At 65.3% G+C, this 25,234-nt stretch carries 28 protein-coding genes and 1 tRNA gene; 6 read left to right on the top strand and 23 right to left on the bottom strand.

The window, feature by feature from the left end; all coding sequences use genetic code 11:
* Positions 1-8: 8 nt before the first annotated feature.
* The 6 genes from D1012_RS02110 to rsgA all read right to left on the bottom strand — a co-directional run bounded on the left by D1012_RS02110 (position 9) and on the right by rsgA (position 7,041).
* A complete protein-coding gene (locus D1012_RS02110; RefSeq protein WP_118149665.1) occupies positions 9-227 on the bottom strand; it encodes a formate dehydrogenase subunit delta in 219 nt (72 codons plus the stop codon).
* Positions 217-1,035 (bottom strand): formate dehydrogenase accessory sulfurtransferase FdhD, encoded by an 819-nt coding sequence (fdhD, locus tag D1012_RS02105; RefSeq protein WP_435530890.1) that lies wholly within the window; start codon positions 1,033-1,035, stop codon positions 217-219. The genes D1012_RS02110 and fdhD overlap by 11 nt, the downstream gene beginning before the upstream one ends.
* 2 nt (positions 1,036-1,037) lie before the next feature.
* Complete coding sequence (gene fdhF, locus D1012_RS02100) at positions 1,038-3,917, bottom strand: formate dehydrogenase subunit alpha (RefSeq protein ID WP_118149664.1); 2,880 nt, start codon at positions 3,915-3,917, stop codon at positions 1,038-1,040.
* Complete coding sequence (locus tag D1012_RS02095) at positions 3,914-5,431, bottom strand: formate dehydrogenase beta subunit (RefSeq protein ID WP_118149663.1); 1,518 nt, start codon at positions 5,429-5,431, stop codon at positions 3,914-3,916. Before D1012_RS02095 ends, fdhF begins: the two co-directional genes overlap by 4 nt.
* The gene (locus tag D1012_RS02090) at positions 5,428-5,904 is read right to left on the bottom strand and encodes a formate dehydrogenase subunit gamma (RefSeq protein ID WP_118149662.1); all 477 of its coding nucleotides are present in this window, start codon (positions 5,902-5,904) and stop codon (positions 5,428-5,430) included. Before D1012_RS02090 ends, D1012_RS02095 begins: the two co-directional genes overlap by 4 nt.
* Before the next feature lie 102 nt (positions 5,905-6,006).
* Positions 6,007-7,041 carry a ribosome small subunit-dependent GTPase A gene (rsgA, locus tag D1012_RS02085; RefSeq protein WP_118149661.1) on the bottom strand — a complete coding sequence of 345 codons (1,035 nt, stop codon included), beginning with the start codon at positions 7,039-7,041 and terminating at the stop codon, positions 6,007-6,009.
* Positions 7,042-7,271: 230 nt separating this feature from the next.
* Here rsgA and D1012_RS02080 point away from each other — a divergent pair, with 230 nt between their 5' ends.
* The 4 genes from D1012_RS02080 to D1012_RS02065 all read left to right on the top strand — a co-directional run bounded on the left by D1012_RS02080 (position 7,272) and on the right by D1012_RS02065 (position 9,783).
* The gene (locus tag D1012_RS02080) at positions 7,272-7,916 is read left to right on the top strand and encodes a GntR family transcriptional regulator (RefSeq protein ID WP_118149660.1); all 645 of its coding nucleotides are present in this window, start codon (positions 7,272-7,274) and stop codon (positions 7,914-7,916) included.
* A 139-nt stretch (positions 7,917-8,055) separates the two neighbouring features.
* Positions 8,056-8,643, top strand: coding sequence for a DUF1285 domain-containing protein (locus D1012_RS02075; RefSeq protein WP_118149659.1), 588 nt, complete (start codon positions 8,056-8,058; stop codon positions 8,641-8,643).
* Positions 8,644-9,420: a hydroxypyruvate isomerase family protein gene (locus tag D1012_RS02070; RefSeq protein WP_118149658.1), complete on the top strand. Its 777-nt coding sequence runs from the start codon at positions 8,644-8,646 to the stop codon at positions 9,418-9,420.
* A gap of 177 nt (positions 9,421-9,597) precedes the next feature.
* On the top strand, positions 9,598-9,783 hold the full coding sequence (locus tag D1012_RS02065; protein WP_118149657.1) for a zinc-finger domain-containing protein: 186 nt from the start codon (positions 9,598-9,600) through the stop codon (positions 9,781-9,783).
* 9 nt (positions 9,784-9,792) lie between these two features.
* On the opposite strand, the gene D1012_RS02060 is transcribed toward D1012_RS02065, so the two are convergent.
* Both D1012_RS02060 and D1012_RS02055 read right to left on the bottom strand, forming a co-directional pair.
* Positions 9,793-10,269 (bottom strand): GNAT family N-acetyltransferase, encoded by a 477-nt coding sequence (locus tag D1012_RS02060; RefSeq protein WP_118149656.1) that lies wholly within the window; start codon positions 10,267-10,269, stop codon positions 9,793-9,795.
* Between the two features lie 235 nt (positions 10,270-10,504).
* The gene (locus tag D1012_RS02055) at positions 10,505-10,978 is read right to left on the bottom strand and encodes a hypothetical protein (protein WP_118149655.1); all 474 of its coding nucleotides are present in this window, start codon (positions 10,976-10,978) and stop codon (positions 10,505-10,507) included.
* Between the two features lie 39 nt (positions 10,979-11,017).
* On the opposite strand from D1012_RS02055, the gene polA reads away from it, so the two are divergent.
* Positions 11,018-13,828, top strand: a complete 2,811-nt coding sequence (gene polA / locus D1012_RS02050) for a DNA polymerase I (protein ID WP_118149654.1) — start codon at positions 11,018-11,020, stop codon at positions 13,826-13,828.
* Between the two features lie 153 nt (positions 13,829-13,981).
* On the opposite strand, the gene D1012_RS02045 is transcribed toward polA, so the two are convergent.
* The 9 genes from D1012_RS02045 to D1012_RS02005 form a co-directional block, all read right to left on the bottom strand.
* Positions 13,982-14,057: transfer RNA gene (locus D1012_RS02045), tRNA-Phe, on the bottom strand.
* 104 nt (positions 14,058-14,161) lie between these two features.
* Positions 14,162-14,341: a DNA gyrase inhibitor YacG gene (locus tag D1012_RS02040; RefSeq protein WP_118149653.1), complete on the bottom strand. Its 180-nt coding sequence runs from the start codon at positions 14,339-14,341 to the stop codon at positions 14,162-14,164.
* Positions 14,338-15,387, bottom strand: a complete 1,050-nt coding sequence (locus D1012_RS02035; RefSeq protein WP_118149652.1) for a ribonuclease E/G — start codon at positions 15,385-15,387, stop codon at positions 14,338-14,340. Before D1012_RS02035 ends, D1012_RS02040 begins: the two co-directional genes overlap by 4 nt.
* Complete coding sequence (locus D1012_RS02030; protein ID WP_118149651.1) at positions 15,384-15,959, bottom strand: Maf family protein; 576 nt, start codon at positions 15,957-15,959, stop codon at positions 15,384-15,386. Before D1012_RS02030 ends, D1012_RS02035 begins: the two co-directional genes overlap by 4 nt.
* Positions 15,960-16,178: a translation initiation factor IF-1 gene (gene infA / locus D1012_RS02025; RefSeq protein WP_054005112.1), complete on the bottom strand. Its 219-nt coding sequence runs from the start codon at positions 16,176-16,178 to the stop codon at positions 15,960-15,962.
* Positions 16,179-16,331: 153 nt separating this feature from the next.
* A complete protein-coding gene (locus tag D1012_RS02020) occupies positions 16,332-17,201 on the bottom strand; it encodes a carbon-nitrogen hydrolase family protein (RefSeq protein WP_118149650.1) in 870 nt (289 codons plus the stop codon).
* Positions 17,198-17,806: a GNAT family N-acetyltransferase gene (locus D1012_RS02015; protein WP_233516990.1), complete on the bottom strand. Its 609-nt coding sequence runs from the start codon at positions 17,804-17,806 to the stop codon at positions 17,198-17,200. Before D1012_RS02015 ends, D1012_RS02020 begins: the two co-directional genes overlap by 4 nt.
* Positions 17,803-18,213 (bottom strand): ketosteroid isomerase-related protein, encoded by a 411-nt coding sequence (locus D1012_RS02010; protein ID WP_118149649.1) that lies wholly within the window; start codon positions 18,211-18,213, stop codon positions 17,803-17,805. Before D1012_RS02010 ends, D1012_RS02015 begins: the two co-directional genes overlap by 4 nt.
* Before the next feature lie 161 nt (positions 18,214-18,374).
* Positions 18,375-19,217, bottom strand: coding sequence for an SDR family oxidoreductase (locus tag D1012_RS02005; protein ID WP_118149648.1), 843 nt, complete (start codon positions 19,215-19,217; stop codon positions 18,375-18,377).
* Positions 19,218-19,308: 91 nt separating this feature from the next.
* Here D1012_RS02005 and D1012_RS02000 point away from each other — a divergent pair, with 91 nt between their 5' ends.
* Positions 19,309-19,713, top strand: coding sequence for a winged helix-turn-helix transcriptional regulator (locus D1012_RS02000; protein WP_118149647.1), 405 nt, complete (start codon positions 19,309-19,311; stop codon positions 19,711-19,713).
* Positions 19,714-19,723: 10 nt separating this feature from the next.
* Here the strand turns inward: D1012_RS02000 and D1012_RS01995 are convergent, their stop codons facing one another.
* The 6 genes from D1012_RS01995 to D1012_RS22325 form a co-directional block, all read right to left on the bottom strand.
* Positions 19,724-20,191 carry an arsenate-mycothiol transferase ArsC gene (locus D1012_RS01995; RefSeq protein WP_118149646.1) on the bottom strand — a complete coding sequence of 156 codons (468 nt, stop codon included), beginning with the start codon at positions 20,189-20,191 and terminating at the stop codon, positions 19,724-19,726.
* A 5-nt stretch (positions 20,192-20,196) separates the two neighbouring features.
* Entirely contained in the window at positions 20,197-20,676 is a 480-nt protein-coding gene (locus D1012_RS01990) for a UPF0262 family protein (RefSeq protein WP_118149645.1), read from the bottom strand.
* A 75-nt stretch (positions 20,677-20,751) separates the two neighbouring features.
* Complete coding sequence (hisD, locus tag D1012_RS01985) at positions 20,752-22,053, bottom strand: histidinol dehydrogenase (protein ID WP_118149644.1); 1,302 nt, start codon at positions 22,051-22,053, stop codon at positions 20,752-20,754.
* 137 nt (positions 22,054-22,190) lie between these two features.
* Positions 22,191-23,567 carry an MATE family efflux transporter gene (locus D1012_RS01980; RefSeq protein WP_118149643.1) on the bottom strand — a complete coding sequence of 459 codons (1,377 nt, stop codon included), beginning with the start codon at positions 23,565-23,567 and terminating at the stop codon, positions 22,191-22,193.
* A 39-nt stretch (positions 23,568-23,606) separates the two neighbouring features.
* Positions 23,607-24,539, bottom strand: a complete 933-nt coding sequence (locus D1012_RS01975; protein WP_233516988.1) for a nickel/cobalt transporter — start codon at positions 24,537-24,539, stop codon at positions 23,607-23,609.
* Entirely contained in the window at positions 24,527-25,180 is a 654-nt protein-coding gene (locus D1012_RS22325) for a DUF1007 family protein (RefSeq protein WP_158569162.1), read from the bottom strand. Before D1012_RS22325 ends, D1012_RS01975 begins: the two co-directional genes overlap by 13 nt.
* Positions 25,181-25,234: the final 54 nt, after the last annotated feature.

Genomic DNA, 25,234 nt, shown 5'->3' with positions numbered 1-25,234 from the left:
TGCGCCGCTCAGGCCACCGGCGCGCGGATGTGGCGGCAGGCCTCCAGCGCCAGCGGTGAAAGTCCCTCACCCCCCGCTGCGGCATGATCCAGCAGCTTGATCCGCATCCGCGGTTCCCAGAAATCATTGATATGCGCGGCCACCTTGCCCGCCCGGTCTTCATCCGGCTGGGTCTGGAAAAACGTGGCGATCTGGTTGGCCATCATGACCATCTTTTCAGGCTGCATCAGAGGCTCCGGTCTGAAGTCGGGTGGGATGGGCATAGACATCAAACCCGCCCCCCCGCGCAAAGGCGACAAGGGTCAGGTTCGCGGCCATCGCGAGCCGCAGGGCATGGGCGGTCGGCGCAGAAACGGCGATCAGCACCGGGCACCCGGCCATCACCGTTTTCTGCACCATCTCGACCGACACGCGCGAGGTCAGCACAATCGCCCCCGCCCCGGCCTCAAACCCGTCGCGGGCCATCGCACCGATCAGCTTGTCCAGCGCATTGTGCCGCCCGACATCTTCGCGCGCCAGCACGATGCCCCGCCCCGGCAGCAGAAACCCTGCCGCATGCACCGCATGGGTCTGGTCGTGCAGCGGTTGGTGATCCCGCAACCGATCGGTTGCCTGCGCCACCTCGTGCCGCGACAGCCGGGGTCCGTCAGCCGTCAGCACCGGCAAAGGGCGGATCGCCTGTTCCAGACTGTCGATCCCGCACAGACCGCAGCCAACCGGCCCCAGCATGTTGCGCCTGCGCACCTGAATCGCCCGCGCCTGATCCTCGGCGATCCAGAACCGCGCCTCTGCCCCCGCCGCGTGCGGGACGATCTCGAACGACAGAACCTGATCCAGCCGGTCTATGAACCCCTCGGTCAGCGCAAAGCCAAAGGCAAAGTCCTGCAACGCCACGGGCGAGGCCATCATCACCGCCGCCGTGGTGCCATTGAACACCAGCGCCACGGGCATCTCTTCGGGCAGGCAGCGCGTGACTTCGCGCAGGGCGTCGCCCTGCACCGACAGCCCGCGCAGGCTTTGTGTGGCGGGCAGCACGGCTATTCCGCCGCAGGCAGGATGCGCCGCGCCAGAGCCGCCTGCGCATTATAGCCTTCCTGCCAGTCCGATGGCCCGTTTGACGGCGACACCTGCACCGCTGTCACCTTGTATTCCGGACAGTTCGTCGCCCAGTCCGAAAAGTCGGTGGTGATCACATTGGCCTGCGTGTCGGGATGGTGGAAGGTGGTGTAAACCACCCCCGGCGACACCCGGTCGGTGATCGTGGCCCGCAGCGTGGTATCGCCCGACCGCGAGGCGAGACGCACGAAATCGCCGTCATTCACCCCGCGCAGTTCCGCATCATGCGGGTGGATTTCCAGCACATCCTGATCATGCCAGGCCACATTCGCCGTGCGCCGGGTCTGCGCGCCGACATTGTACTGCGACAGAATCCGCCCGGTGGTCAGCAACAGCGGAAAGCGCGGGCCGGTGCGTTCTTCGGTGGCGACATATTCGGTCACGATGAACCGCCCCTTGCCGCGCACAAAGCCATCGACATGCATCAGCGGCGTGCCTTCGGGGTTGGCCGCATTGCAGGGCCACTGGACCGAGCCCTTTTCCTCCAGCACCGCATAATTCACCCCGGCAAAGCTGGGCGTGGTCAGCGCGATTTCATCCATGATCTGTGACGGATGGGTATAGTGCCAATCCGCCCCCATGGCGCGGGCCAGCAGTTGGGTCACCTCCCAATCGGCATAGCCGTTGCGCGGCGCCATCACCCGGCGCACCCGGTTGATGCGGCGCTCGGCATTGGTAAAGGTGCCGTCCTTTTCCAGAAAAGTCGAACCCGGCAGGAACACATGGGCGTAATTCGCGGTCTCGTTCAGGAACAGATCATGCACGATCACGCAGTCCATCGCCGCCAGACCCGCCGCCACATGTTTGGTATCGGGGTCGGATTGCAGGATATCCTCGCCCTGACAATACAGGCCCTTGAACGTGCCCTCCACCGCCGCATCCAGCATGTTGGGAATGCGCAGGCCGGGTTCGGGGTCGATGGTCACGCCCCAGGCTTCCTCGAACACCGCGCGCACCTCTGCGCCCTTCACATGGCGATAGCCGGGCAGCTCATGCGGGAAGGATCCCATGTCGCACGACCCCTGCACATTGTTCTGGCCGCGCAGCGGGTTCACGCCCACCCCTTTGCGGCCGACATTGCCGGTCAGCATCGCCAGATTGGCTATCGCAATCACCGTGGTCGAACCCTGCGAATGCTCGGTCACGCCGAGCCCATAATAGATCGCCCCATTGCCGCCGGTGGCAAACAACCGCGCCGCCGCGCGCAGATCGGCGGCTGGCACGCCGGTCAGCATCTCATTCGCCTCCGGCGAATGGCGCGGGTCCGCGATAAAGGCGGCGTAGTCCTGAAACTCATCCCAGTCACAGCGTTCGCGGATGAAGGCCTCATCCATCAGCCCTTCGGTCACGATCACATGCGACAGCGCCGAAACCACGGCGACATTGGTCCCGGGCCGCAGCGGCAGGTGATATGCCGCCTTGATATGCGCCGATTTCACCAGATCAATCCGGCGCGGGTCGATCACGATCAGCCTAGCCCCGGCCCGCAGCCGCTTTTTCAGCCGTGAGGCAAAGACCGGGTGGCCATCGGTCGGGTTGGCCCCGATCACGATCACCACATCGGTATGCTCCACGCTGTCAAAATCCTGCGTCCCGGCACTGGTGCCAAAGGTCTGGCCCAGACCATAGCCGGTCGGCGAATGGCAGACACGGGCGCAGGTATCGGTGTTGTTGTTCATGAACACCCCCCGCGCCAGTTTCTGCACCAGATAGGTTTCCTCGTTGGTGCAGCGGCTGGAGGTGATGACGCCAATCGAACGGCGGCCGTATTTTTCCTGCAAGCCGCGCATCCGGTCGGCGGCAAAGCGCAACGCCGCGTCCCAGCTGACCTCTTGCCACGGCTGGTCGATCCGGTCACGGATCATCGGTTTCAGGATGCGGTCTTGGTGCGTGGCATAGCCATAGGCAAACCGACCCTTGACGCAAGAATGGCCCCGGTTGGCCTTGCCATGCTTGTAGGGCACCATCCGCACCAATTGGTCGCCATTCAGCTCGGCCTTGAACGAGCAGCCGACCCCGCAATAAGCGCAAGTGGTGATCACCGATTTCTGCGGCGTCCCCAACTCGATCACCGATTTTTCCTGCAAGGTCGCGGTCGGGCAGGCCTGCACACAGGCCCCGCAGCTGACGCAATCGGACTCCATGGCCGTGTCGGTCTTCGCCCCAAACGACACCCGGCTGTCAAAGCCGCGCCCCTCAATCGTCAGCGCAAAGGTGCCCTGCACCTCTTCGCAGGCCCGCACGCAGCGCGAGCAGACGATGCATTTGGCGGGATCATAGGTGAAATACGGGTTCGAAGTGTCCTTGGGGATGAACTGCGGATTGACCTCACCGCTGGTGTTGCGCGGTTGGAAATGAGTTTTCTCCGGCTGATAGCGCACATCGCGCAGGCCGACCGCCCCCGCCATATCCTGCAATTCGCAATCGCCATTGGCGGCACAGGTCAGACAATCCAGCGGATGGTCCGAGATATACAGCTCCATCACCCCCCGGCGGATCTTGCGCACCGTGTCAGACTGGGTGCGGACCACCATGCCGGGCGCGACCGGCGTGGTGCAAGATGCTGGCGTGCCACGCCGCCCCTCGATTTCCACCACGCACAACCGGCAGGAACCGAACGCCTCCACGCTGTCGGTCGCGCAAAGCTTTGGCACCTGAATGCCCGCCTCGGCAGCGGCGCGCATCACCGAGGTGCCTTCGGGCACCGTCACCTCGAACCCGTCAATCAGCAGCGTGACCGGCGGGCCCATTTTCGCAGGCGTACCCATGTCGCGGTCGTTGGGGAGGATGAAGTCTTTCATTCCGCTGCCTCTTTCCGGGTGGCAAAGTCATCGGGGAAATGGGTCAGCGCCGACAGCACCGGAAACGGCGTGAACCCGCCAAGCGCGCAGAGCGAGCCCAGCTTCATCGTCTCGCACAGATCGGTCAGGATCGGGACCGCCGCCGCATCGCCGCGCGCGATCCGGTCGATGGTTTCGACCCCGCGAACCGCGCCGACACGGCACGGCGTGCATTTGCAACAGGATTCCACCGCGCAGAACTCCATCGCAAAGCGTGCCATGCCCAGCATGTCGGTCGTGTCGTCAAACACCACCAGCCCGGCATGGCCGATCAGCCCACCCGCTGCGTCAAAATCCTCATACCCCAGCGCCGTGTCGAATTTCGACACCGGCATATAGGCCCCCAGCGGTCCACCCACCTGCACCGCCTTGACCGGGCGACCCGTGGCGGTGCCGCCCGCCACATCCATCACCAACTCGCCCAGACTCATGCCGAATGCGGTCTCGAACAGACCACCCCGCGCCACATTCCCGGCGATCTGCAAGGTCACCGTGCCCCGCGACCGGCCCAGACCGAAATCAGCGTAATGGGCCGCGCCCTTTTCGAAGATCACCGGCACCGTCGCCAGCGAGATCACGTTGTTCACCACCGTCGGGCGGCCCAGAAACCCCTCCAGCGCGGGCAGCGGCGGCTTGGCCCGCACCACACCGCGCTTGCCCTCCAGTGCGTTCAAAAGCGAGGTTTCCTCGCCGCAAACATAGGCCCCGGCCCCAACCCGCACCTCAATGTCAAACGCCCGGCCCGAGCCCAGAACATCCGGCCCCAGCAAACCCGCATCCCGCGCGATCTGCACCGCAGCGGCCATCACCTTGATCGCATCCGGGTATTCCGAGCGCAAAAATACAAAGCCGCGCGTGGCCCCGACGCCGACCCCGGCAATCACCATGCCCTCGATCAGCGTGAACGGGTCGCCCTCCATGATCATGCGGTCGGCAAAGGTGCCGCTGTCGCCCTCATCGGCATTGCAGACGATGTATTTCTGCCCGGCCCCGGCCCCCAGCACCGTGTTCCACTTGATGCCGGTGGGAAATCCCGCCCCACCCCGGCCCCGCAACCCGCTGTCGGTCACTTCCTGCACGATCTCGGCGCTTGTCATCCCCAGCGCCCGGCGCAATCCCGCCAGCCCGCCATGCGCCTCATAGTCGCGCAGGCTCAGCGGATCGGTCACGCCGCAGCGGGCAAAGGTCAGCCGGGTCTGACGGGCAAAGAACGGGATGCCCTCCACCGGCCCCAGCCCTTGCAGCGTGCCATCCAGCAGCGCGGGCACATCTTCGGGCGTGACCGGCCCGAACGCCAGCCGCCCGTCGCCGGTCTCGACCTCGACCAAAGGCTCCAGCCAGACCATCCCGCGCGTGCCGTTGCGCACCAGTTCCACCGCCAGCCCCCGGCGGGCGGCCTCGGCCACAATCGCAGCCGCCACCTCATCCGCGCCAAGCGCCTTTGCGGCGCTGTCCATGGGAACGTAAATCTTCATGCCCCCACCTCGCGCAGCAGCGCAGTCATGCGGGCGCGGTCCACCCGGCCCACGACCCTGTCATCCACCATCGCCGCCGGGGCACAGGCGCACAGGCCAAGGCAATAGACCGGCTCGACCGTCACCGCGCCATTGGCCGTGGTGCCGTGCCACGCAATCCCCAGCTTCGCCAAGGTCTCATCGGCCAAAGCATTCGCCCCCATCGCCTGACAGGCCTCGGCCCGGCAGATCTTGACCACATGCCGCCCGGCAGGCACCTCGCGGAAATCGTGGTAAAAAGACACCACCCCATGCACCTCGGCCTTGCTGATGTTCAGCGCCGCCGCGATCAGCGGCTGGGCGTTTGCGGGCACATGGCCAAACCGCTCCTGTATCGCGTGCAGGATCGGCAACAGCGGCCCTTCCAGCGACAGGTGCCGGTCTATCAGCGCTGTGATCTCAATTTCGGTGGGGGCGGGCAATCTTTGGGGCATGGCTGGCCTTTGCTGGCGTCAGCCCTCAGGATACCGCGCCGTAGCATCGGTAATCAATATCGCAAATCCGTTGCTTGATAGGAAACGCCTATCAAGAGCGGGTCAGCGATGCTTGCCAAAAGCCTTCATGGTCTTGTTCCCACGCGGCCCTGTCGCCACCGGCGTGTTGCTGCGGTTCTCGTCCAGCAGCTTGCGCCAGCGCTCCAGCCGGGCCGGGTCCAGCGTGCCTGCCGCCACCGCCGCCTGCACCGCGCATCCCGGCTCATGCGCATGGGTGCAGTCACGGAACCGGCAACCGGGGGCAAGTTCGGCAATCTCGGCAAACAGCACATCCAGCCCGACCGAGATATCGCTGACATGCAGGGTGCGGATGCCCGGCGTGTCGATCACCCAAGCCCCGCCCAGAATGCCATGCAAGGATCGCGACGTGGTGGTGTGCCGCCCTTTGGCATCATCCTCACGGATGCTGCCGGTGGCCTGCGCCTCTTCCGCCGATTTGGCGGCCAGCGTGTTCAGCAGCGACGATTTCCCCACCCCGGACGAGCCGACCAGCGCCACCGTCTGCCCCTCGCCGCACCATGGCGCCAGATGCTCCGCCGCCTCGGGGGCATTGGCATTCAACGCCACCACCGGCAAATCGCGTTGCAAACCCGCGACCTGAGCCATGTAAGGCGCGGTATCCGCCACCTGATCGGCCTTGGTCAGCACGATCACCGGGGTCGTGCCCACCTCATTGGCCAGCGCCAGATAACGCTCCAGCCGGGCCGGGTTCAGATCGTCATTGCACGAGGTCACGATGAACAGTGTATCGACATTGGCCGCGATCAGCTGCGGCACGCGCCCGCCTTCGGTGCGGCGCTGGATCAGGGTCTTGCGCTCCAGCCGGCGGGTCAGCAAACCGGTGTCCGGCGCCACCAGAACCCAATCCCCCACCGCGTAATCGGCGGTATTGGTCAGCGGTGCGATCTGCAACCGCACTGGCCCGCGCACCGATTGCGCGCTCATCCGGGCGCGGTGGACCGTGGCCACGCGCATCGGCTCCAACGCTCGGTCGTCCTCGGTCAGCTGGTCGTCGAAAAATGCCGTCCAGCCAAGCGACGCGAGCGGCAGCGGGGTCTGATCAGGTGCATCGGTCATATCCCCTGCATGCGCGGGTGGGGGGGCCGATGCAAGGCTTCGCCACGCCACAGCCGCAGATTTTTCCCGCCAGACTGTCCCGCAGCACACGCCACGACAAAGCTTTGACCCGCCCGCGCCATTCCGGCTTGTAAAATGTCAGCTGGAACATCAGATTGACACCACACCTTGACCAGCCCCGACGCCCTTCCCAACGACAAAACCCGCGCCGAGCCAAGCAGAGACCCGCCATGAAACAGTCACAGGATCTTCAGTCGGATCAGGCCTATGCGGCCCTGCTGGCTGCATTGCAGACCGGAACCCTGCGCAGCAGCGCCTTTCACGCCATGCCGGCCCTGGCAGAGCTGCTGGGCTTTCCACTCGCCGCGACGCGAGAGGCGGTAAAGCGTGCCGAAGAACAGTCGCTGGTGGTGATCCTGCCAAAGCGCGGCGTGATGATCATGGAAACCGGCCCCGACACCACCCGCGCCTGCATGGATATGCGCGCCACGCTGGACCGCGAAGGGGTGCGCCGCCTGCTGGCTGCCGGTCCCGCCGACCTGACCCACCTGCGCGCGATGCATGAGGCCCTGCTGGACGAGGCGCGCCGCCAGCCGGGGGCCGACCTGTCGCGCCGCGCCCTGGCCACTGACCTGTCGCTGCATGATTTCATGGCCGCCGGGCTGGACAACATCTACCTGCGCCGGGCCTATCAGGCGAACCGCAACCGGATCGCCATCATCCAGAATGTCCGCACCTTTCTGCCCGACCGGGTGATCCCCGCGATGGAGGAGCATCTGGCCATCATCAGCGCCATCGAAAGCGGCAACCCCGAGGCTGCGGAAACCACTATAGAACACCATCTGAAACAGACCCTGCGCTGGTGGGGTGTCTGAACCGGGCCTTTCGCGTTGCCCGGTCCTCACCGCGCGGCGGCAAGGGGAAACACATGGTGGCAAATTGCCAAAGGCAGGCTTACATTAGCCTGCCATCGCGCCCGACAGCCGATGTCCAGTGAAAGGAACGTCTTTTCTGATGTCGAAAGAACCGCGCGCCGCCGTCTCGGTTGACGGGCTGACCGCCTCGCTTGCGGCTGTGCCGAAAAAGGGGCTGCCCCCGGTGCATCTGTGGAACCCGCCCTATTGTGGTGAGATGGACATGCGCATCGCCCGCGACGGCACCTGGTATCACGAGGGCACGCCGATTGGCCGCGCCCCGATGGTCAAGCTGTTCTCGTCGATCCTGAAGCGTGAAGGCGACCGGTTTTATCTGGTGACCCCGGTGGAAAAGCTCGGCATTCAGGTCGATGACGCGCCGTTTCTGGCCACCGATTTCACCGCCGAGGGCACGGGCCCCACGCAGCGTCTGACCTTTGCCACAAAGACCGGGGATGAGGCTGTGGCCGGTCCCGACCATGCCATCCGTGTTGTCCGGAACCCGGACACCGGCGAGCCGTCGCCCTACATCCATATCCGCGCCGGGATGGAGGCGCTGATCGACCGCAAGACATTCTACCGTCTGGTCGATCTTGGCACGCAGGAAGAGGTTGACGGCACCCCCTGGTTCGGCGTCTGGTCTGCGGGAGTTTTCTTTCCCATGATCCCATCGGCTGACCTGCCCTGAATGCCCCGATTTGCCGCAAACCTGACGATGCTGTTCACCGAGGTGCCCAGCCTGCACCGACCGGAGCTTGCCGCACAGGCAGGCTTCGACGGGGCCGAAATTCTGTTTCCTTATGATCACCCCGAGGCAGAGTGGGAAAAGGCGCTGTCCGGCCTGCCGCTGGCGCTGATCAACACCCCGCCCGGCAACTGGTCGGCGGGCGACCGTGGCTTTGCCGCCGTCCCGGGCGAGGAAGAGCGCTTTCGCACCGGCTTTCTGCGCGCCGCAAGTCTGGCGACCCGGCTGGGGGCCGAACGGCTGCATGTGATGGCCGGGGTGGCACGCGGCCCACAGGCCGAACAGGTCTACCGTGAGAACTTGACATGGGCCGTCCAGCAGGCTCCCGATCTGCAGCTGACGGTCGAGCCGATCAATCCCGATGACATGCCGGGCTATTTCCTGAACGACTTCGATCAGGCCGCCCGCATACTCGAAGACCTGAACGCGCCGCAGATCGGGCTGCAGTTCGATCTCTGGCACGCGGCTCGCATTCACGGCAATGCCAGTGCCGTCTGGGCCGCACACCGTCACCGCGTCAGCCATGTGCAGATCGCAGGCTTTCCGTCGCGCAACGAACCGGGCGGCGGCGGCTTTGACCTGCCCGCCCTGTGTGGCGAGCTGGATGCCACCGGCGGCACGATCTGGGTTTCCGGCGAGTACCGCCCGGCCCGCGCCACGGTGCACGGGCTGATGTGGTTGCAGGCGCTCAAATCCCGCAACCGCCCGATCGGCGACTGACACGCGCGCGCGGCACCCCGGGCCGCACCCGCGCGCAACCCTAATGCCCCCGCGCGCCTCGCGCGCAACCCTTGCCCGCCCGCGCGCCTTCCCCGCCCGCGCGCCTTGCGCGCAACCCTTGCCGACAGCCCGGTTTTCCGTATGATGCGGGCGCAGCAAAGCCACAGGATTCCAGCCATGAGCATCGACGCGCCAGAAACCCAGATCGTTACCACCTGGAAAGTCGCCTGTGACGGCGGCGAGGGCGCTTTGGGTCACCCCCGCGTCTGGCTGACGATCCCGCAGGATCTGGGCTATGTCGAATGCGGCTATTGCGACAAGCGCTACGTGATCGACCGTGAGCATGCTCACGACGATCACTAAGCTGCGCCTTTACCCCAAAGCCACCGCAAACGACGGCCCCGGAGCCGGGCGCTCTGCCAGCCCCATCGCCCGGTAGGCCGCCGCCGCCCCTGAATTTGCCGGATGCGTGCCGATGGTCAGCCGGGTGCAGCCCTCTGCCAGTGCAAGGCACCGCGCCGCAGCGATCAGCGCCCGCCCGATGCCGCGGCCACGAAACACATCCTGCACAAACAGATGCGTTATGTCATAGCCCGACCGCCCGGTGATCAGGTCGGTACGCCGCGACAGCAGCGCATAACCGACCGGAAGACGGGACGGACGGTCCGCCGGAAACGCAACCAGACCGCGCAGATCAGGCGCATCCAGCACCAGCGACCGCAGCACCGGCGGCGTGATGGTGGCCACATCACCATGATGGGTGGCAAGCTCGATCAGCATGCGATGCACTTCGGGCAGATGTGCCGCCTCAAGCGGGCGGATCTCAATCGGGGGATGGTTCGGTATCACGGTCAGGTCTCTCTCTCGCGAAGGGCCCGCGAGGGGAACCTTTCATCGGCCTGACCCTTGCGGGCGGCTGATGGGGGTTTCAGACGAAACTGCCCTGCCGCCTATATGGCGCAGGTCCAATAAAACGACGCCGGAGCGCTGGATATGGCATTCAGGTGCAGCATCTGCGCACCCTGCCGAGATTTGCCGCTTTCGTCAAGCCGATGCGCGTCACGCCCCGCCTCACGTTTCTTTGTCAGCTGACCGGAATGTCAAAACTGCCACATTTCATCACCGCCTCTGCCGCCGGGTTCCCGTCGCGGAAATAATCCAGCACATGCAGCCCCGACCAGCTTTGCACCACCTCTTCCCGGTTGCTGATCCCCTTGCCAAGCGCTGTGCCGGTGTATTCATCCTGATAGAAATAGATCACCGTCGCGCTCATCCCGTCGTCACAGGCCACAGTGGCCTGCCCGGTGCCAAAGGCGTTCCGGCTGGTCCAGTCGCCCACGCATTGCACCCCGTCATTCATCACCCCCGCCAGCGTGCCCTCGCCCCGGCCAAAGGCGCGGCCATGAAACCAGCGCCCCTGTTCGCCGATACAAGCAAGGATCCGCACACAGTTTGACCCGTCATCCGTCAGCGGGCACAGATCGGCTTCCGCAAACACCGGGCTGACAAAGACCGGGTTGGCCGCGACAAGCAAGGGTGGCAGCAGACGCAGGAACATGGCAAGACAGACCCCAGATACACGGCAAGGAGTTTGGCGATGAGCGACAGTTTCGGCAAGGGGCACCACCTGCATCTGATCGACGGCTCGGCCTATATCTTCCGCGCCTATCACGCGCTGCCACCGCTGACGCGCAAATCCGACGGTCTGCCGGTGGGGGCTGTTGCCGGGTTCTGCAACATCCTGTGGGGCGAGCTGACCAAATCGGGCCGCGAGGTGCCGACCCATATCGCGGTGATCTTCGACTTCTCATCCAAAACCTTCCGAAACGACATCTATCCGCTTTACAAGGCCAACCGCCCCGAGCTGCCCGAAGACCTGCGCCCGCAATTCCCCCTGACCCGCGCCGCCACCCGCGCCTTTAACGTCGCCTGTATCGAGATTGACGGCTTCGAGGCGGATGACATCATCGCCACCCTCGCCCGGCAAGCGGTCGAGGCAGGCGGGGCTTGCACCATCATCTCCTCGGACAAGGATCTGATGCAGTTGGTCGGCAACGGCGTGCGGATGCGCGACCCGATGAAGGACAAGACCATCGACCGCGACGAGGTGATCGAGAAATTCGGCGTCGGCCCGGAACGCGTGGTCGATGTGCAGGCGCTTGCCGGCGATTCGGTCGACAACGTGCCGGGCGCTCCGGGCATCGGGCTGAAAACCGCAGCCCTTTTGATCAACGAATATGGCGATCTGGAAACCCTGCTCGACCGCGCGGTTGAAATCAAGCAGCCCAAACGCCGCGAAGCGCTGATCAATAACGCCGAGCTGATCCGCATTTCCAAACGCCTTGTGTCGCTGGATGCGCATGTGCCGCTGGACTTCACCATCGCCGATCTGTCCGTGCTGGAACCCGAACCCGAAGCGCTGCTCGGATTTCTGCAAGAGATGGAGTTCCGCACCCTGACCCGCCGCGTTTCGGACCGGTTGCAGGTCGAGGCGCCCGCCGTGGCCGAAACACCGGAACCAAAGGCCGCCGCCCCAGAACGCCTCCCCTTTGACCACAGCACTTACGCGCGCGTCAGCGACCTGCCCGCCCTGCACGCCTGGGCCGACCGCATCCGCGAGATCGGCCATGTCGCTGTTGATACCGAAACCACCAGTCTGGACGAGATGCGCGCCGAACTGGTCGGCATTTCCCTCGCCGTCGATCCGGGCCGCGCCTGCTATATCCCCATCGGTCACAAACAGGGCGGCGGTGACCTGTTCGGCTCCACCGATCTGGTGCCGGGGCAACTGGCGCTTGATGATGTGCTGGCGGTGCTGAAACCCATCCTCGAAGACCCGGCGATCCTCAAGATCGGCCAGAACATGAAATACGACTGGAAGATTTTCGCCCGCATCGGCGTGACGGTCGCCCCGATCGAAGACACCATGCTGATGTCCTCGGCCATGTATGCCGGGCTGCACAATCACGGCATGGACACGCTGTCGGAAACCTATCTCGGCCATACCCCGATCCCGATCAAGCCGCTGCTGGGGTCCGGCAAATCAGCGATCACCTTTGACCGGGTGGCGATTGACGATGCGGTGAAATACGCCGCCGAAGATGCCGATGTGACCCTGCGCCTGTGGCAAAGCTTTCAGCCCAACCTGCACCGCGCAAAGGTCACCACCGTTTACGAAACGCTGGAACGCCCACTGGTGCCGGTGCTGGCCCGGATGGAGATGCACGGCATTCAGGTCGACCGCGATACGCTGTCGCGCATGTCCAACGCATTCGCGCAGAAAATGGCCGGGCTGGAGGATGAGATCCAGACCCTCGCCGGTGACAGGTTCAACGTAGGCTCCCCCAAGCAACTGGGCGAGGTGCTGTTTGACCGCCTCGGCCTGCCCGGCGGCACCAAGGGCAAAACCGGGGCCTATGCCACCGGGGCCGATGTGCTGGAGGATATCACGACGCTGGAAGATACCTATCCGCAAGGCGCGCAACTCGCCGCCCGCGTGCTGGACTGGCGGCAGCTGGCAAAGCTCAAATCGACCTATACCGATGCGCTGCAAGACCACATCAACCCGGAAACCGGGCGGGTCCATACCTCGTATTCGCTGGTCGGCGCGGTCACCGGGCGGCTGTCCTCGACCGATCCCAACCTGCAGAACATCCCGATCCGCACCGAAGAGGGCCGCCGCATCCGCGAGGCCTTTGTCGCGCCTGCGGGCCGGGTGCTGGTCTCGCTCGACTACAGCCAGATTGAACTGCGCATCCTCGCCCATGTCGCCGACATCCCGTCGCTGCAACAGGCGTTCCGCGATGGCATCGACATCCACGCGCTGACCGCGTCGGAGATGTTCAGCGTGCCGCTGGATCAGATGACCCCCGACATCCGCCGCCGCGCCAAGGCGATCAACTTTGGCGTGATCTACGGCATCTCGGGCTTTGGCCTCGCCCGCAACCTGCGCATCCCGCGCGCCGAGGCGCAGGGCTTCATCGACCGCTATTTTGAGCGTTTTCCAGGCATCAAGGAATACATGTCGGAAACTGTCAAGTTTGCGCAAGGTTCAGGCTATGTGCAGACCCTGTTTGGTCGCAAAATTCATACGCCGGAAATCAACGCAAAAGGCCCCACCGCTGGTTTTGCCAAGCGCGCCGCCATCAATGCGCCGATTCAGGGCACCGCCGCCGATGTGATCCGCCGCGCCATGATCCGCATGCCCGACGCGATCACCCATCTGGATGCCAAGATGCTGCTGCAGGTTCATGACGAACTGCTGTTCGACGTGGCAGAGGAGGACGCAGCCGAGCTGACCCGCATCGCCAAAGCCGTGATGGAAAACGCCCATCACCCGGTCCTGACCCTCAAGGTGCCCCTGACGGTCGAGGCAGGTCAGGGCCTCAACTGGGCCGCGGCCCACTGATCCCCGCCCGGGTAAAACGGGGCTTTGCCAAAGATGCCAGACAGTGACCACAGGTCGCTGTCTGGTATTGCGACATGCTTGCCACCAACACGCCAGACGGCGCGACGATCAGCACGGCACACAGCCGGACACTCAGATAATATGGGATATAAATGGTGCCCGGAGACGGATTTGAACCGCCGACACGCGGATTTTCAATCCGCTGCTCTACCAACTGAGCTATCCGGGCACCGGACCTTTGCGACGTTGCCGCTTGGTTGGCGGGTGATACGTCAGGGCGGCGGGGCTGTCCAGAGGCTTTTTCGCCTTTTTGCCATCCCGTCAGATCCCTGTTCAATGCCGCGGCTTGCGATCCTCGTCGTCCAGCTCTGGCGGGGTCTCTTCCTCGCCTTCCGGCGCGGGAATCGCGTAGCTTTCGGTCAGCCAGCGGCCCAGATCCACATCGGCACAGCGGCGCGAGCAGAACGGGCGATACTTCGGATCGGTGTCTTTCTTGCAGATCGGGCAGCTCATGCGAACAGCCCCCCCGCCACCTCGGCCAGCGGCAGACGGTCGCGCTTGCGGGTCAGCTCATACAGGCCCAGCGTGGTCCAGCCCGCCAGATTGGCCTCGCCGTCGCCCTTGAACGCGGCCTTGATCACCTGATCCAGAATGGCGCGGTCTTTCTTTGACATCGGCGCAAAATCGACCACCACCTGCCCGCCAAGCCCGCGCAGCCGCAACTGGCGCGGCAGATCACGGGCGGCGGCGATATTCACCTTCAGACTGGCCGCCGGGCTGGTATCCGGCCCGGTGTTCACATCCACCGCCACCAGCGCACGGGTCGGCTCGATCATCATGTGACCACCGCCCACCAGATCAACGCGCGGGGTGAGTAGGTCGGCGACCATCGCATCGACGCCATGCTCGGCAAAGCCGCCCGGCTCCATCACCGCCTCATCCGGCTCCGGGTCCAGCCAGTCGCGGAACGCGATGTCATGCGCTCCCGCGCCATCGACCAGCAGTTCGGCGTCGCCCTTGGTGTCGACCAGCACCGCCTCGGCCAGACCGCGCATCGCGGCGATGTCTTCGGCAATCGCCTCCGGCTCCGCCCCGTCGCAGGCCGAGCGCAGGATCAGCCCCAGCGTTTCCGCTGCACCCGCCATGCCTGCTGTGGCGATCTCGGCCAGATCGGCCCGCGCGTCTTCATCCCGAATCCGGCGGCTGATGTTCAGCCCCGGCGCATCAGGGGTGATGATGGCAAAGCGCGACTTGAACAGCAGCCGCGCCGTGACCGGAATCGCTTTACCGGGTTCCGCCGGCCCGCTGACCTGCACCAGCAGCCGTTGACCGGGGGCAATGCCGCTGATCTGGCGCAGAAAGCCCGAGCCTTCGGGCAGTTTGACGAAAATCCCGCCCTGCCCCTTGACCGGACGATCCGCAATGGCGCGGTAGATCGCACCCGGCAACACCGCATCGCCGTCTGGGTCCACCGACAGCTCTTCCAGCCGCCCGTCCACCACCAGCGCCGCCACCTGCCGCCCGTCGATCTCGTCGACGATAACCACGCGACCCTTCATGCCTGCCTCCAGACCGGATAGCCGATGGCCTCCAGCAAAACTGCGGTTTCCGCCACGGGCAAGCCCATGATCCCGGTAAAGCTGCCCTGAATCCACGGGATCAGCGCGCCCGCCAGCCCCTGAATGCCATAGCCGCCCGCCTTGCCCTGCCAGTCATTTGACGCAAGGTAGGTGTTCAGCTCGGCATCCGACAGCCGTTTCATCTTGACCGTGCTCACCGACTCACGGGTCAGAATGCGGTCGCCCCGGCGCACGGCAACGGCGGTGATCACCTCATGCCGCCGCCCGCCCAGCAGCGTCAGGAACGCCGCCGCCTCGCCTGCATTGGCGGGCTTGCCCAAGATACGGCGGCCAAGCGCCACCGTGGTATCGGCGCACAGCACCACATCTTCCGGCCCGGCCTTCACCGCCAGCACCTTTTCACGCGCGATCCGCGCGCAATAGGGTCGCGGCAGTTCGCGGGCCTGCGGATCTTCATTGATGTCGGGGGGGAGCACGGCATCAGGCGTCAGCCCGAGCTGCGCCAGAAGCTCTTTCCGGCGCGGGCTGGCGGACCCCAGGATCAGCCGCATTTACTTGAAGCGGTAATTGATACGGCCCTTTGACAGGTCATACGGGGTCATTTCCACCTGCACCTTGTCGCCAGCCAGAACGCGGATGCGGTTCTTGCGCATCTTGCCTGCCATCACTGCGATCAATTCATGGCCATTGTCGAGTTCAACCTTGAATGTCGCATTCGGCAGGAGTTCCTTGACGACACCGGGGAATTCGAGAATGTCTTCCTTGGCCATGGTCACTCCAATAAATATGAGCCCGCGGGAACCGCAGGCCATGTGCCGCGCATATGCGCCTGATTTTCCGGGTTTTCAAGAGGATTCTCCGCCCCGGCCCACTCAGCGGCCCTGACGGCCCTCTCCGCGCGCGGCTGGGAGGAGCAGCCTGCTTCACTCCGCGGTGCGCGCCGCCTGCTCTGCCCAATGCAGATGGTTCAGCACCCGCCCGTCGCGGCGGACATGGCGGATCGCCTCCAGGCTCACCTCTGCCACTGCCCAGCCCGGCACGTTCAGCGCGGTCTCGGCCAGAATGCCGGTGGGGGGAAAGCCGGTGTCGGGCGGGCCATAGATCGACGCCGAGCCGGTATTGGCATCCACCGCCGGGCAGAAATCGCAAGGCCCGACGGTCGGCGCATGGGCGACAACGCATTGATTTTCCAGCGCCCGCGCCATTGATCCGATCCGCACGCGGGAAAACCCGGCCAGCGTCTCGGTGCAGGACGGGGCCAGCAATATCTCGGCCCCCTGATCGACCAGATGCCGCCCCAGCAGCGGGAATTCACTGTCATAGCAGATGATCACCCCGATCCGGCCCAGATCGGTGTCCAAAGGGGTCAGCCCCTGCCCCGCCACCACATCCCACTCTTCCCGCTCGAACCTTGTCATGATCTGCTTGTCCTGATGGCCGATGATGCCATCCGGCCCATACAAAGTGGCGCGGTTCACCGGGCGCTTGCCGGTAAAAAACGGCCGCGACGCGCCAAGGATCAGGCAATCATGGGCCCGCGCCAGTTCCAGGTGCAGCGCATCGGTGGCAGCCCCATGCCGCGCCACCTCGTGCAACCCGGCCTCCAGATCCGCCGCCACCGCGCGCCCGCCCAGACTGGCCAGCTCCATTGAGCCATATTCGGGGAACACCAGCAGCTTTGCCCCCTGCCCGGCAGCCTCGGCCACCCAGGCGGCCAGCTTGGCCGAGTGGTCATCGAAATGGTCGAACCAGGTGAGATCATAGGCCGCAGCGGCGAGGGTGAAATCGGTCATAGGGCGCGCATCCAGAATTGCAGGGGTTTCTTGCTCTCGGCGGTGTCACCGACATCCAGCCATGAAAATTCAGCCTTCACACCGGGCAGCGGCGCATAGCCCCGGCCCTGCCAGAACGCATCATTGGTCCGGTAGGTCGCGGGCCGCGCCGGGTGATCCTCGGGGCGCTGCACCGAACAAAACGCGACATGACTGCGCCCCAAGGCCCGGGCATGATCTTCGCGCAGGTCAAAGAACCGGTGCCCCAGCCCAAGCCCGCGATATTCGGGCAGCAGCACCGATTCGGCCCCGTAGAGGATCGCGCCCAACGGCACCCCCACCCCGCCAAGCGGCGCGGCAAATTCTTCGGCGTGATCCTCCATCGGGGTCGAGGTCGAGGCCCCGATCAGCCGCTCACCATCAAACGCCCCCACCAGCAGGGCTTGGGACGAGTCGCGATAGGTCTGCAGATATTCGCGCTCATACTCCAGCGTGCCGTCGTACAGATAGGGCCAGTCGCGGAACACCGCGATCCTGAGCCCCGCCACCGCATCCAGATGCGGTTCCAGCTCCGCGCCCTGCAAGGCGCGCACCGAAACCCCGTCCGTCAGCCCGTCGCGACTCACGCCGACACCATCGCGACCCAATCCGACAGGTTGTAAAACGTGGTGATCCGGGCAATCCGGCCGCCTTGCAGATCAAAAAACGCCCCGGCAGGCAGCACATAGCGCTGCCCCCGCGCCTCTGGCAGACCCGGATCGGTCTGCAAGTATTCGCCATGCACGGTAAACTCCGCCGCCCCGCGCGTGCCATCGTCATTGGCAAAGATCACCAGATCCCGCAGCTCTTCACGGTAGCTGACGCCCATATGGGCACAGAATTCCGCAAACTTTGCGCGCCCGTGCCGGATGCCCCCCTCATTCACCCGATGCTCGACATCATCGGTCACCAGCGCCAGCATTCCGGCGGGATCACCCGCATTGAAGGCGGCGTAATAGGCGGCAAGGGTGGTTTCGGCGTCTGATCTGGACATGAAAGGCTCCGGGGTTTTGACCGCACGATAGCGGCATTCATCCGGATGGCTAGGCCCTTTTGGCAGGCGGAGGAGTGGGGGCCAGCCCCCCAGCCCATTTGTTTCTCGAATCGATGGCGAAACAAATGGGCAACCCCGGAGTATTTGGAAAGCAGCAAATATCAGAGGCTTGCCAGCGCCTGCCGGATCGCCTCTGCCATCGGTGTGGTCGGGCGGCCGATCAGGTGCGACAGCGTGCGGCTGTCATCGTGCAAGGCACCCTTGGCGGCATGGGCGTCGCTGTCGGCCAAGATGCGGGCAAAGCCTTCGGGCAGGCCAAAGCCGGTCAGGATGCCGGCATAGGTTGCCTCGGGCAAGCTGTCATAGCGCAGGGCTTTGCCAGACTGACGGCCAAGTTCGGCAGCGAACTCGGCCATGGTAAAGGCAGTGTCGCCCGCCAGCTCATAGACTGCGTTCTCGTGACCGGATGTTGCTGCGGTCACCGCTATGGCTTCGGCAAAATCAGCGCGGGCAGCGGCAGAGAACAATCCGTCTTCGGCAGCGCCGATCACCGCGCCATGCGCCAGGGCCGCGCCCACAGATCCGGTCAGGTTCTCCAGATACCAGCCATTACGCAGGATGGTGTAGGTCAGGCCCGACGCTTTCAGCGCCGCTTCGGTCGCGATGTGATCCTGCGCCAGCAGCATCGGCGAGCCATCACCCTTGAGCAGCGAAGTATAGACCACCCGGCCCACGCCCGCCGCTTTGGCCGCCGCGATCACATTGGCATGCTGTCCGGCGCGGTCGTTGAAATCATTCGACGAGATCAGCACCAGCACCTCCACGCCCGCAAGCGCCGCCGCATCAGGGGCGGTGTAGTCAAAGGCCCGCACGTCTACGCCAAGATCTGCCGCCTTGTCCGGGCTGCGGGCAAGCGCGATGGGGGTCGCCCCGCGCGCGACAAGGGCTTTGATCGCAAGGCGGCCGAGCTGGCCGGTGGCTCCGGTAAGGGCGATGGTGGTCATGGGTCTCTCCTGTGCTGATACCAGAGAGGTATGGGCTTTACTTCCGAAACGGAAGTACCTACATTTTTGTTAGTATACCGCAGAGGCGCACATGACCCTTTCCAAGACAGCACATGATCTGGTGGACCACTGGGACCGGGGCAATGTTCTGGCCGCCGACTGCCCATCGCGCGCCATTCTGCAGCACCTGACCAGCAAATGGGGTACTTTGGTGATGGTCACGCTCGCCACCGGCCCGCACCGCTTTGCCCAATTGCGCCGCCGCATCACCGGCGTCAGTGAGCGGATGCTGGCGCAGACCCTGCAACAGCTGGAGGCGGATGGATTTGTGCTGCGGGTCGCGCGTGATGTGGTGCCGCCGCATGTCAGTTACAGCCTGACCCCGCTGGGGGTCGAGGCGGCGGCGCATGTCATCGCCCTGACCGCCTGGATCGAGGGTAATCTGCCCCGGATCTGCGCGCCGCAGGCACCTGTAGCGCCGGAACTGACCGCCTGACCGCGGCCGCCTACTCCCCCGCCTCACCGGCGGTCGGAGTGCCAAACCGCGCGATCATCCGGTCGCGGATCTGGTCGCGCGCCTGCCGATAGGCCGACAGCTTGTGCTCACGCGATTCGCCTAGACCCGTCGGGTCCAGAATCGGCCAATACTCGATATCCAGATGGAAATGCCGGGTCAGCTCCAGCGCCATGCGCTGGCTGGCCGGCGACAGCGCGATGATCAGGTCGAACTGCGACAGATCATCGCCCCATTCCTTCATCTCTTCAAAGCTGCGGCTGCGGTGCCGGGCCAGCTCGATCCCCAGTTCCTGACAGACAGCGACCGAAAACCCGTCCACCTCCATGTCATTGCGGACCCCGGCAGATTGCACATAGGCCCGCTGACCATAGAACTTTTTCATCATCGCTTCAGCCATCGGCGAGCGCACAGCATTATGGTCGCAACAAAACAGCACCGAATGGGGGAAATCACCCAAAACGCCTACCCCCAGTGCAGAACGCAGATCAGGGTGAACAGCCGCCGCGCCGTATCGGTATCCACCTCGGCCTTGCCCTCCAGCCGTTCCTGCAACACTCGCGCGCCCTCATTGTGGATGCCGCGCCGGGCCATGTCGATCGCCTCGATCTGGCTGGGGGGCAGCCGTTTGACCGCCTCGAAATAGCTCTCACAGATCTGGAAGTAATCCTTCACCACCTGCCGGAACGGCCCCAGCGACAGATGAAACGCCCCCACCGTCTCGCCCGCCTCCGAGCCTATGTCGAACACCAGCCGCCCCTCGCGGATCGCCAATGCCACCCGGTACGGCCCCGGCGGCACCGGCCGCCCTTCGCGCGCGGGCAGGCCAAAGCTGTTTTCCTCCAGCAGATCAAAGATCGCCACCCGGCGCTCCTGCTCGATCTCCGCCGTCGGGCGGGCAAGGCCCTTGTCGTCGATTTCGATATGGCAGATGCGGTTCGTCATGAGCTGGACCTTACGCGGCTATGCACAGGTGATGCCCGACTGCCGCGCGTGGCGCAAGAGGTTAGCCCTTGCGCCTCACCCATTCAGCCGGTCCAATCGCGCCCGCACGCTCAGCCCATGCGCCTCAAGGCTTTCGCTGATTGCCAGCCGCTCGGCGCTGGGGCCGATGGCTTTCAACGCCTCGGGCGTCATCCGCGCCATCGTGGTGCGCTTCATGAAATCGAGCACATTCAGCCCGGATGAGAACCGTGCCGAGCGCGCAGTCGGCAGCACATGGTTCGGCCCGCCGACATAATCGCCGATCGCCTCCGGCGTCCACGGCCCCAGAAATATCGCCCCGGCATGCGGGATCGCTGCTGCCAGCGCTTCGGCGTCCTCCACCATGATCTCCAGATGCTCGGGCGCGATCCGGTTGGCCAGCGCCGCCGCCTGCGCCAGATCCGCCACCACGATCACCGCGCCATTGTCGCGCCACGATGCCCCGGCAATCTCGCGCCGCTCCAGCGTCTGCAACCGCGCCTCGACCGCCGCCACCACCGCCTGAGCCAGGCCGGCATCGGTGGTGATCAGGATGGCCTGCGCGCTCTGGTCATGCTCCGCCTGGCTCAGCAGGTCCAGCGCGATCCAGTCCGGGTCATTCCCGGCATCGGCAATCACCAGAATCTCCGACGGCCCCGCGATCATGTCGATCCCGACCCGGCCAAACACCCGCCGCTTGGCCGCCGCGACAAAGGCATTGCCCGGCCCGGTGATCTTGTCGACCGGCGCAATCGTCGCCGTGCCATAGGCGAGCGCTGCAATCGCCTGCGCGCCGCCGATCCGGTACACCTCATCCACCCCGGCAATCTGCGCCGCCAGCAGAACCAGCGGATTGACCACGCCACCCGGCGTCGGGCAGGTCACCACCAGACGCGACACCCCCGCCACCTTGGCCGGGATCGCATTCATCAGCACCGATGACGGATAAGACGCCAGCCCCCCCGGCACATAGAGCCCCGCCGCCGAAACCGGCGTCCAGCGCCAGCCCAGCTGCGCCCCCGCTGCATCGGTCCAGCTGGCATCTTCGGGGCGCTGCCGCTCATGGTAGGCCCGGATCCGCTCCGCCGCCAGCTCCAGCGCCGCCCGGTCCTCGGCCGAGACCTTTGCAATCTCCGCCGCAATCTCCGCGTCCGAAAACGCCATCCCCGCCGCCGTCAGCTCCAGCCGGTCAAACCGTGCCGTCAGCTCCAGCACCGCCGTGTCGCCACGGGTCCGCACATCGGCGATGATCCCGGCCACGACCTGATCCACATCTTCCGCCTCTTCGCGCTTCATACCCAACAGCGCCGCAAACCGCGCTTCGAAATCCGCATCCTCAGAGGTCAGAAACACAGGCATGGCAGCTCTCCTTGCAGAACCCGCCCCAGATAGCGCGCGCCCGCTCCCGCCTCAACCCATCCCTTGCAATTGCTGCTTTGCAAATACTCCGGGGGGGCCGCAGGCGGGGGGCAGCGCCCCCCTCGACGCTCCCCCAATCACACCGCCGCAGGCAGTCGCGCCCAGAACCGCGCCATCAGGCTCACCGCCGCACAGGCCAGCCCCACCACCAGCCCCAGCCACAACCCGACCGCGCCAAAGCCCAGCGGAAACGCCAGAATATAGCTCGCCGGCATCCCGATCAGCCAATAGCTGATCGCGGCATAGATCATCGGCACCCGCGTATCCTGCACCCCGGCCAGCAGGCCCAGCGCCATCACCTGCATCGAATCCGCCAGCTGGAACAGCGCGGCACAGGCCAGCAGCGCCGCCCCCACCGCCAGAATCGTGCCCCGCGCCGGTTCCGCCGGGTCGATGAACAGCGAGATCATCGGCTCGGGCAGGCTCAGAAACAGCACCATGGTCAGCCCCGCCACCGCCAGCGACAGCCCGATGGCCACCTTGGCCCCCAGCCGCATCGCGTCATAATTGCGGGCCCCGGCAAAGCGCCCGGTGCGCACCGTCACCGCGTTGGACAGGCCGACATGCACCATAAAGGTCAGCGCCGTGATCTCCAGCGCAATGCCATGTGCGGCCAGCTCCACCGTGCCGATCCAGCCCATCATCAAGGCACTCGCCTGAAACAAACCACTCTCGGCCAGCCCGGTCAGCCCCATCGGCCAGCCCAAGCGGAACACGGCAGTAAACGCGCCCCAGTCCGGCCGCCAGAACCGGATGAACAGCTGATAGCGCCGCAGCGACGGCAGCAGCGCCGCGTAAAGGCACAAGAACAGCAGCGACAGGATCTGGATGGTCAGCGTCGCCACTGCCGCGCCCATCACCCCAAGCTCCGGCGCGCCCCAGTTGCCAAAAATCAGCGCCCAGTTGATCGCCACGTTCAACGGCACCGCCGCCACCGTGATCCACAGCACAACCTGCGTGCGCTCCAGGGCCGACAGATAGCTTTTCAGCACCATCACCAGCAGCGCCGGGATCATTCCCAGGCCCACAACCCGCAGATAATCCTGCGCCAGCGCCGCCACATCCTCGGCCTGCCCCAGCGCCAGCAAGATCGCCTCCGATCCCCAGAACACCGGATAGATCAGCACCCCGAACAGGATCGACAGCCACAGCCCCATCCGCGCGACCCGGCGCACCTGCACCTCATCGCCCTGCGCCTGCGCATTGGCCACCATCGGCATCACGGCCTTGGCAAAGCCGGACCCAAGGATGAACATCACGAAAAAGCTCGACGCGCCCAGCACGCCCGCCGCCAGCGGCACCACGCCATACCAGCCCAGCATGATGGTGTCGGTCACATGCAGACCAAACTGCGCGACATGGCTGCCGATCAGCGGCAGGCCCAGCGCCAGCGTGGCGCGGACATGATCTGCCGCAGATTGCGATGCGGGCGGGGGGACAACTGCTGAATTCATAGGCAAACCGATACGACGACCATCTGCCGCAGGCAAGGGTCAGAGCGACCCGGCCAGCAACATCAGCGACACCGCCGCAATCACCGCCCCGGCCGCCAGTTCCACCCCCGGCAAAAACCGCGCCAGCCCCGCGCCGGGCAGGGCGGCCAGAGCCCCCTCCCGCGCCCAGAACGCCAGCCCCGCCACCATCACCGTCACCGCCGCCGTGCCCAGCCCCATGGCAAAAGTCCCCGCCACCCCGGCCCAGCCGATGCCCATGGCAAAGGTCAGGATCAACAGGAACAACGCCCCCGAACAGGGCCGCAGCGCAATCGCCCCGATCAGCACCGCCGCATCGCGGGCACTGGTGACCTGCGCCACCTGCTCCACGCTCGGCCCGTGCGCATGGCCGCAGCCGCAGGCCTCATCCTGATGATGGTGGTGGTGGCCATGATGATCATGCCCCACCGCCCCCTCTGCGCGCCGCGCCGCCAGTCCGCGCGCCCCGCGCCACACCAGCCACAACCCCAACCCCGCAATCAGCCCATGCGACACCGGCATCATCGCGGTCCCGGCAAAGTCCTCCATCTGCGGCCGGGTCCAGCCAAGCACATACGCACCGCCCGCCACCAACACCACCGCCACCGCCGCCTGCGCCAGCGACGAGGCCAGCGCCAGGCCCGCCAGCACCGGCAACCGCACCCGCCGCGCCATGCCATAGCCGCCGATCACCGCCTTGCCATGCCCCGGCCCGACCGCATGGAAAAAGCCATAGGCGAAACACACCGCCAGCAACGCCGACCACGCCCCCGGCTGACCGCCGCGCAGCGCGCGCACCGCTTGCGCCAGCGCCTCCTGCACCGCGCGCTGCTGCCCCGCCGCCCAAGCCGCCAAAGGCTCGGTCACGCCACTGACCCAAAGCACCGCCAACAGCAGCGCAATCCCCAGCCCGACCAGCGCCAGCCCCCGCCACACCCCGGTCATGGCCCGCATGCAATCCGCGCCTCCTCGGCATAGGCGGCCCCGATCGCCGGAAACTCGGTCTCGGCGTCCGCACTGCCCGCCAACTCCTGCATCGCCGCCTCCAGCCGCGCATCCGCCGCCGCGCGGTCCGGCTCATAGACCTGTACCCGGCAGCCCTCTCCCCCGGTCAACACCGGAGTCTGCGCAATCAGATAAGACGTATAGAACGACGGATCATAAACCTGCACCACCAGATCCGCGCCCAGCGGTGCCACCGGCGCCGACAACCGTCGCAGATGGGTGGATACCAGAGAGCCGTCCCGGTACGCCGCCGTAGGCTCCAGCGGCGCGGACAGACCCACCGGCACCTCACCAAGCAAAGCGTAGGTGTCTCCGGCAAAATCTTCATGCCAATCCATGTCAAACCCCGCCAGCGACGCCTCTTCCTCCGCCGTCAGCACCCCGTCAAAATCCGGGTCCAGCCCCATCTCGGCCACGTAAGTCATGGAAAACAGAGAATCATAGGTCCAGCCAATCCGCAAAGCTTCGGCCCGGCCCGTCGCATCAAAAATCACCTCGATGGTCGCATCAATGAACACATGCGGATGCGCCGCCGCCCCGACCGGGACAGACAGGACCAGACCAACAATCGCCGCCAACAGTTTTTTCATCCGGCACAGATTAGCCCAAAGCACATGCAGCCGCCATGCCCACAAACCGGGTGT

Origin of the sequence: Pseudotabrizicola alkalilacus (genome assembly GCF_003443995.1) — a bacterium.
In the GTDB taxonomy this organism is placed as follows: domain Bacteria; phylum Pseudomonadota; class Alphaproteobacteria; order Rhodobacterales; family Rhodobacteraceae; genus Pseudotabrizicola; species Pseudotabrizicola alkalilacus.
The sequence above is the reverse complement of the archived record's forward strand: the minus strand, read 5'-3'. Positions and strand labels throughout refer to the sequence as shown.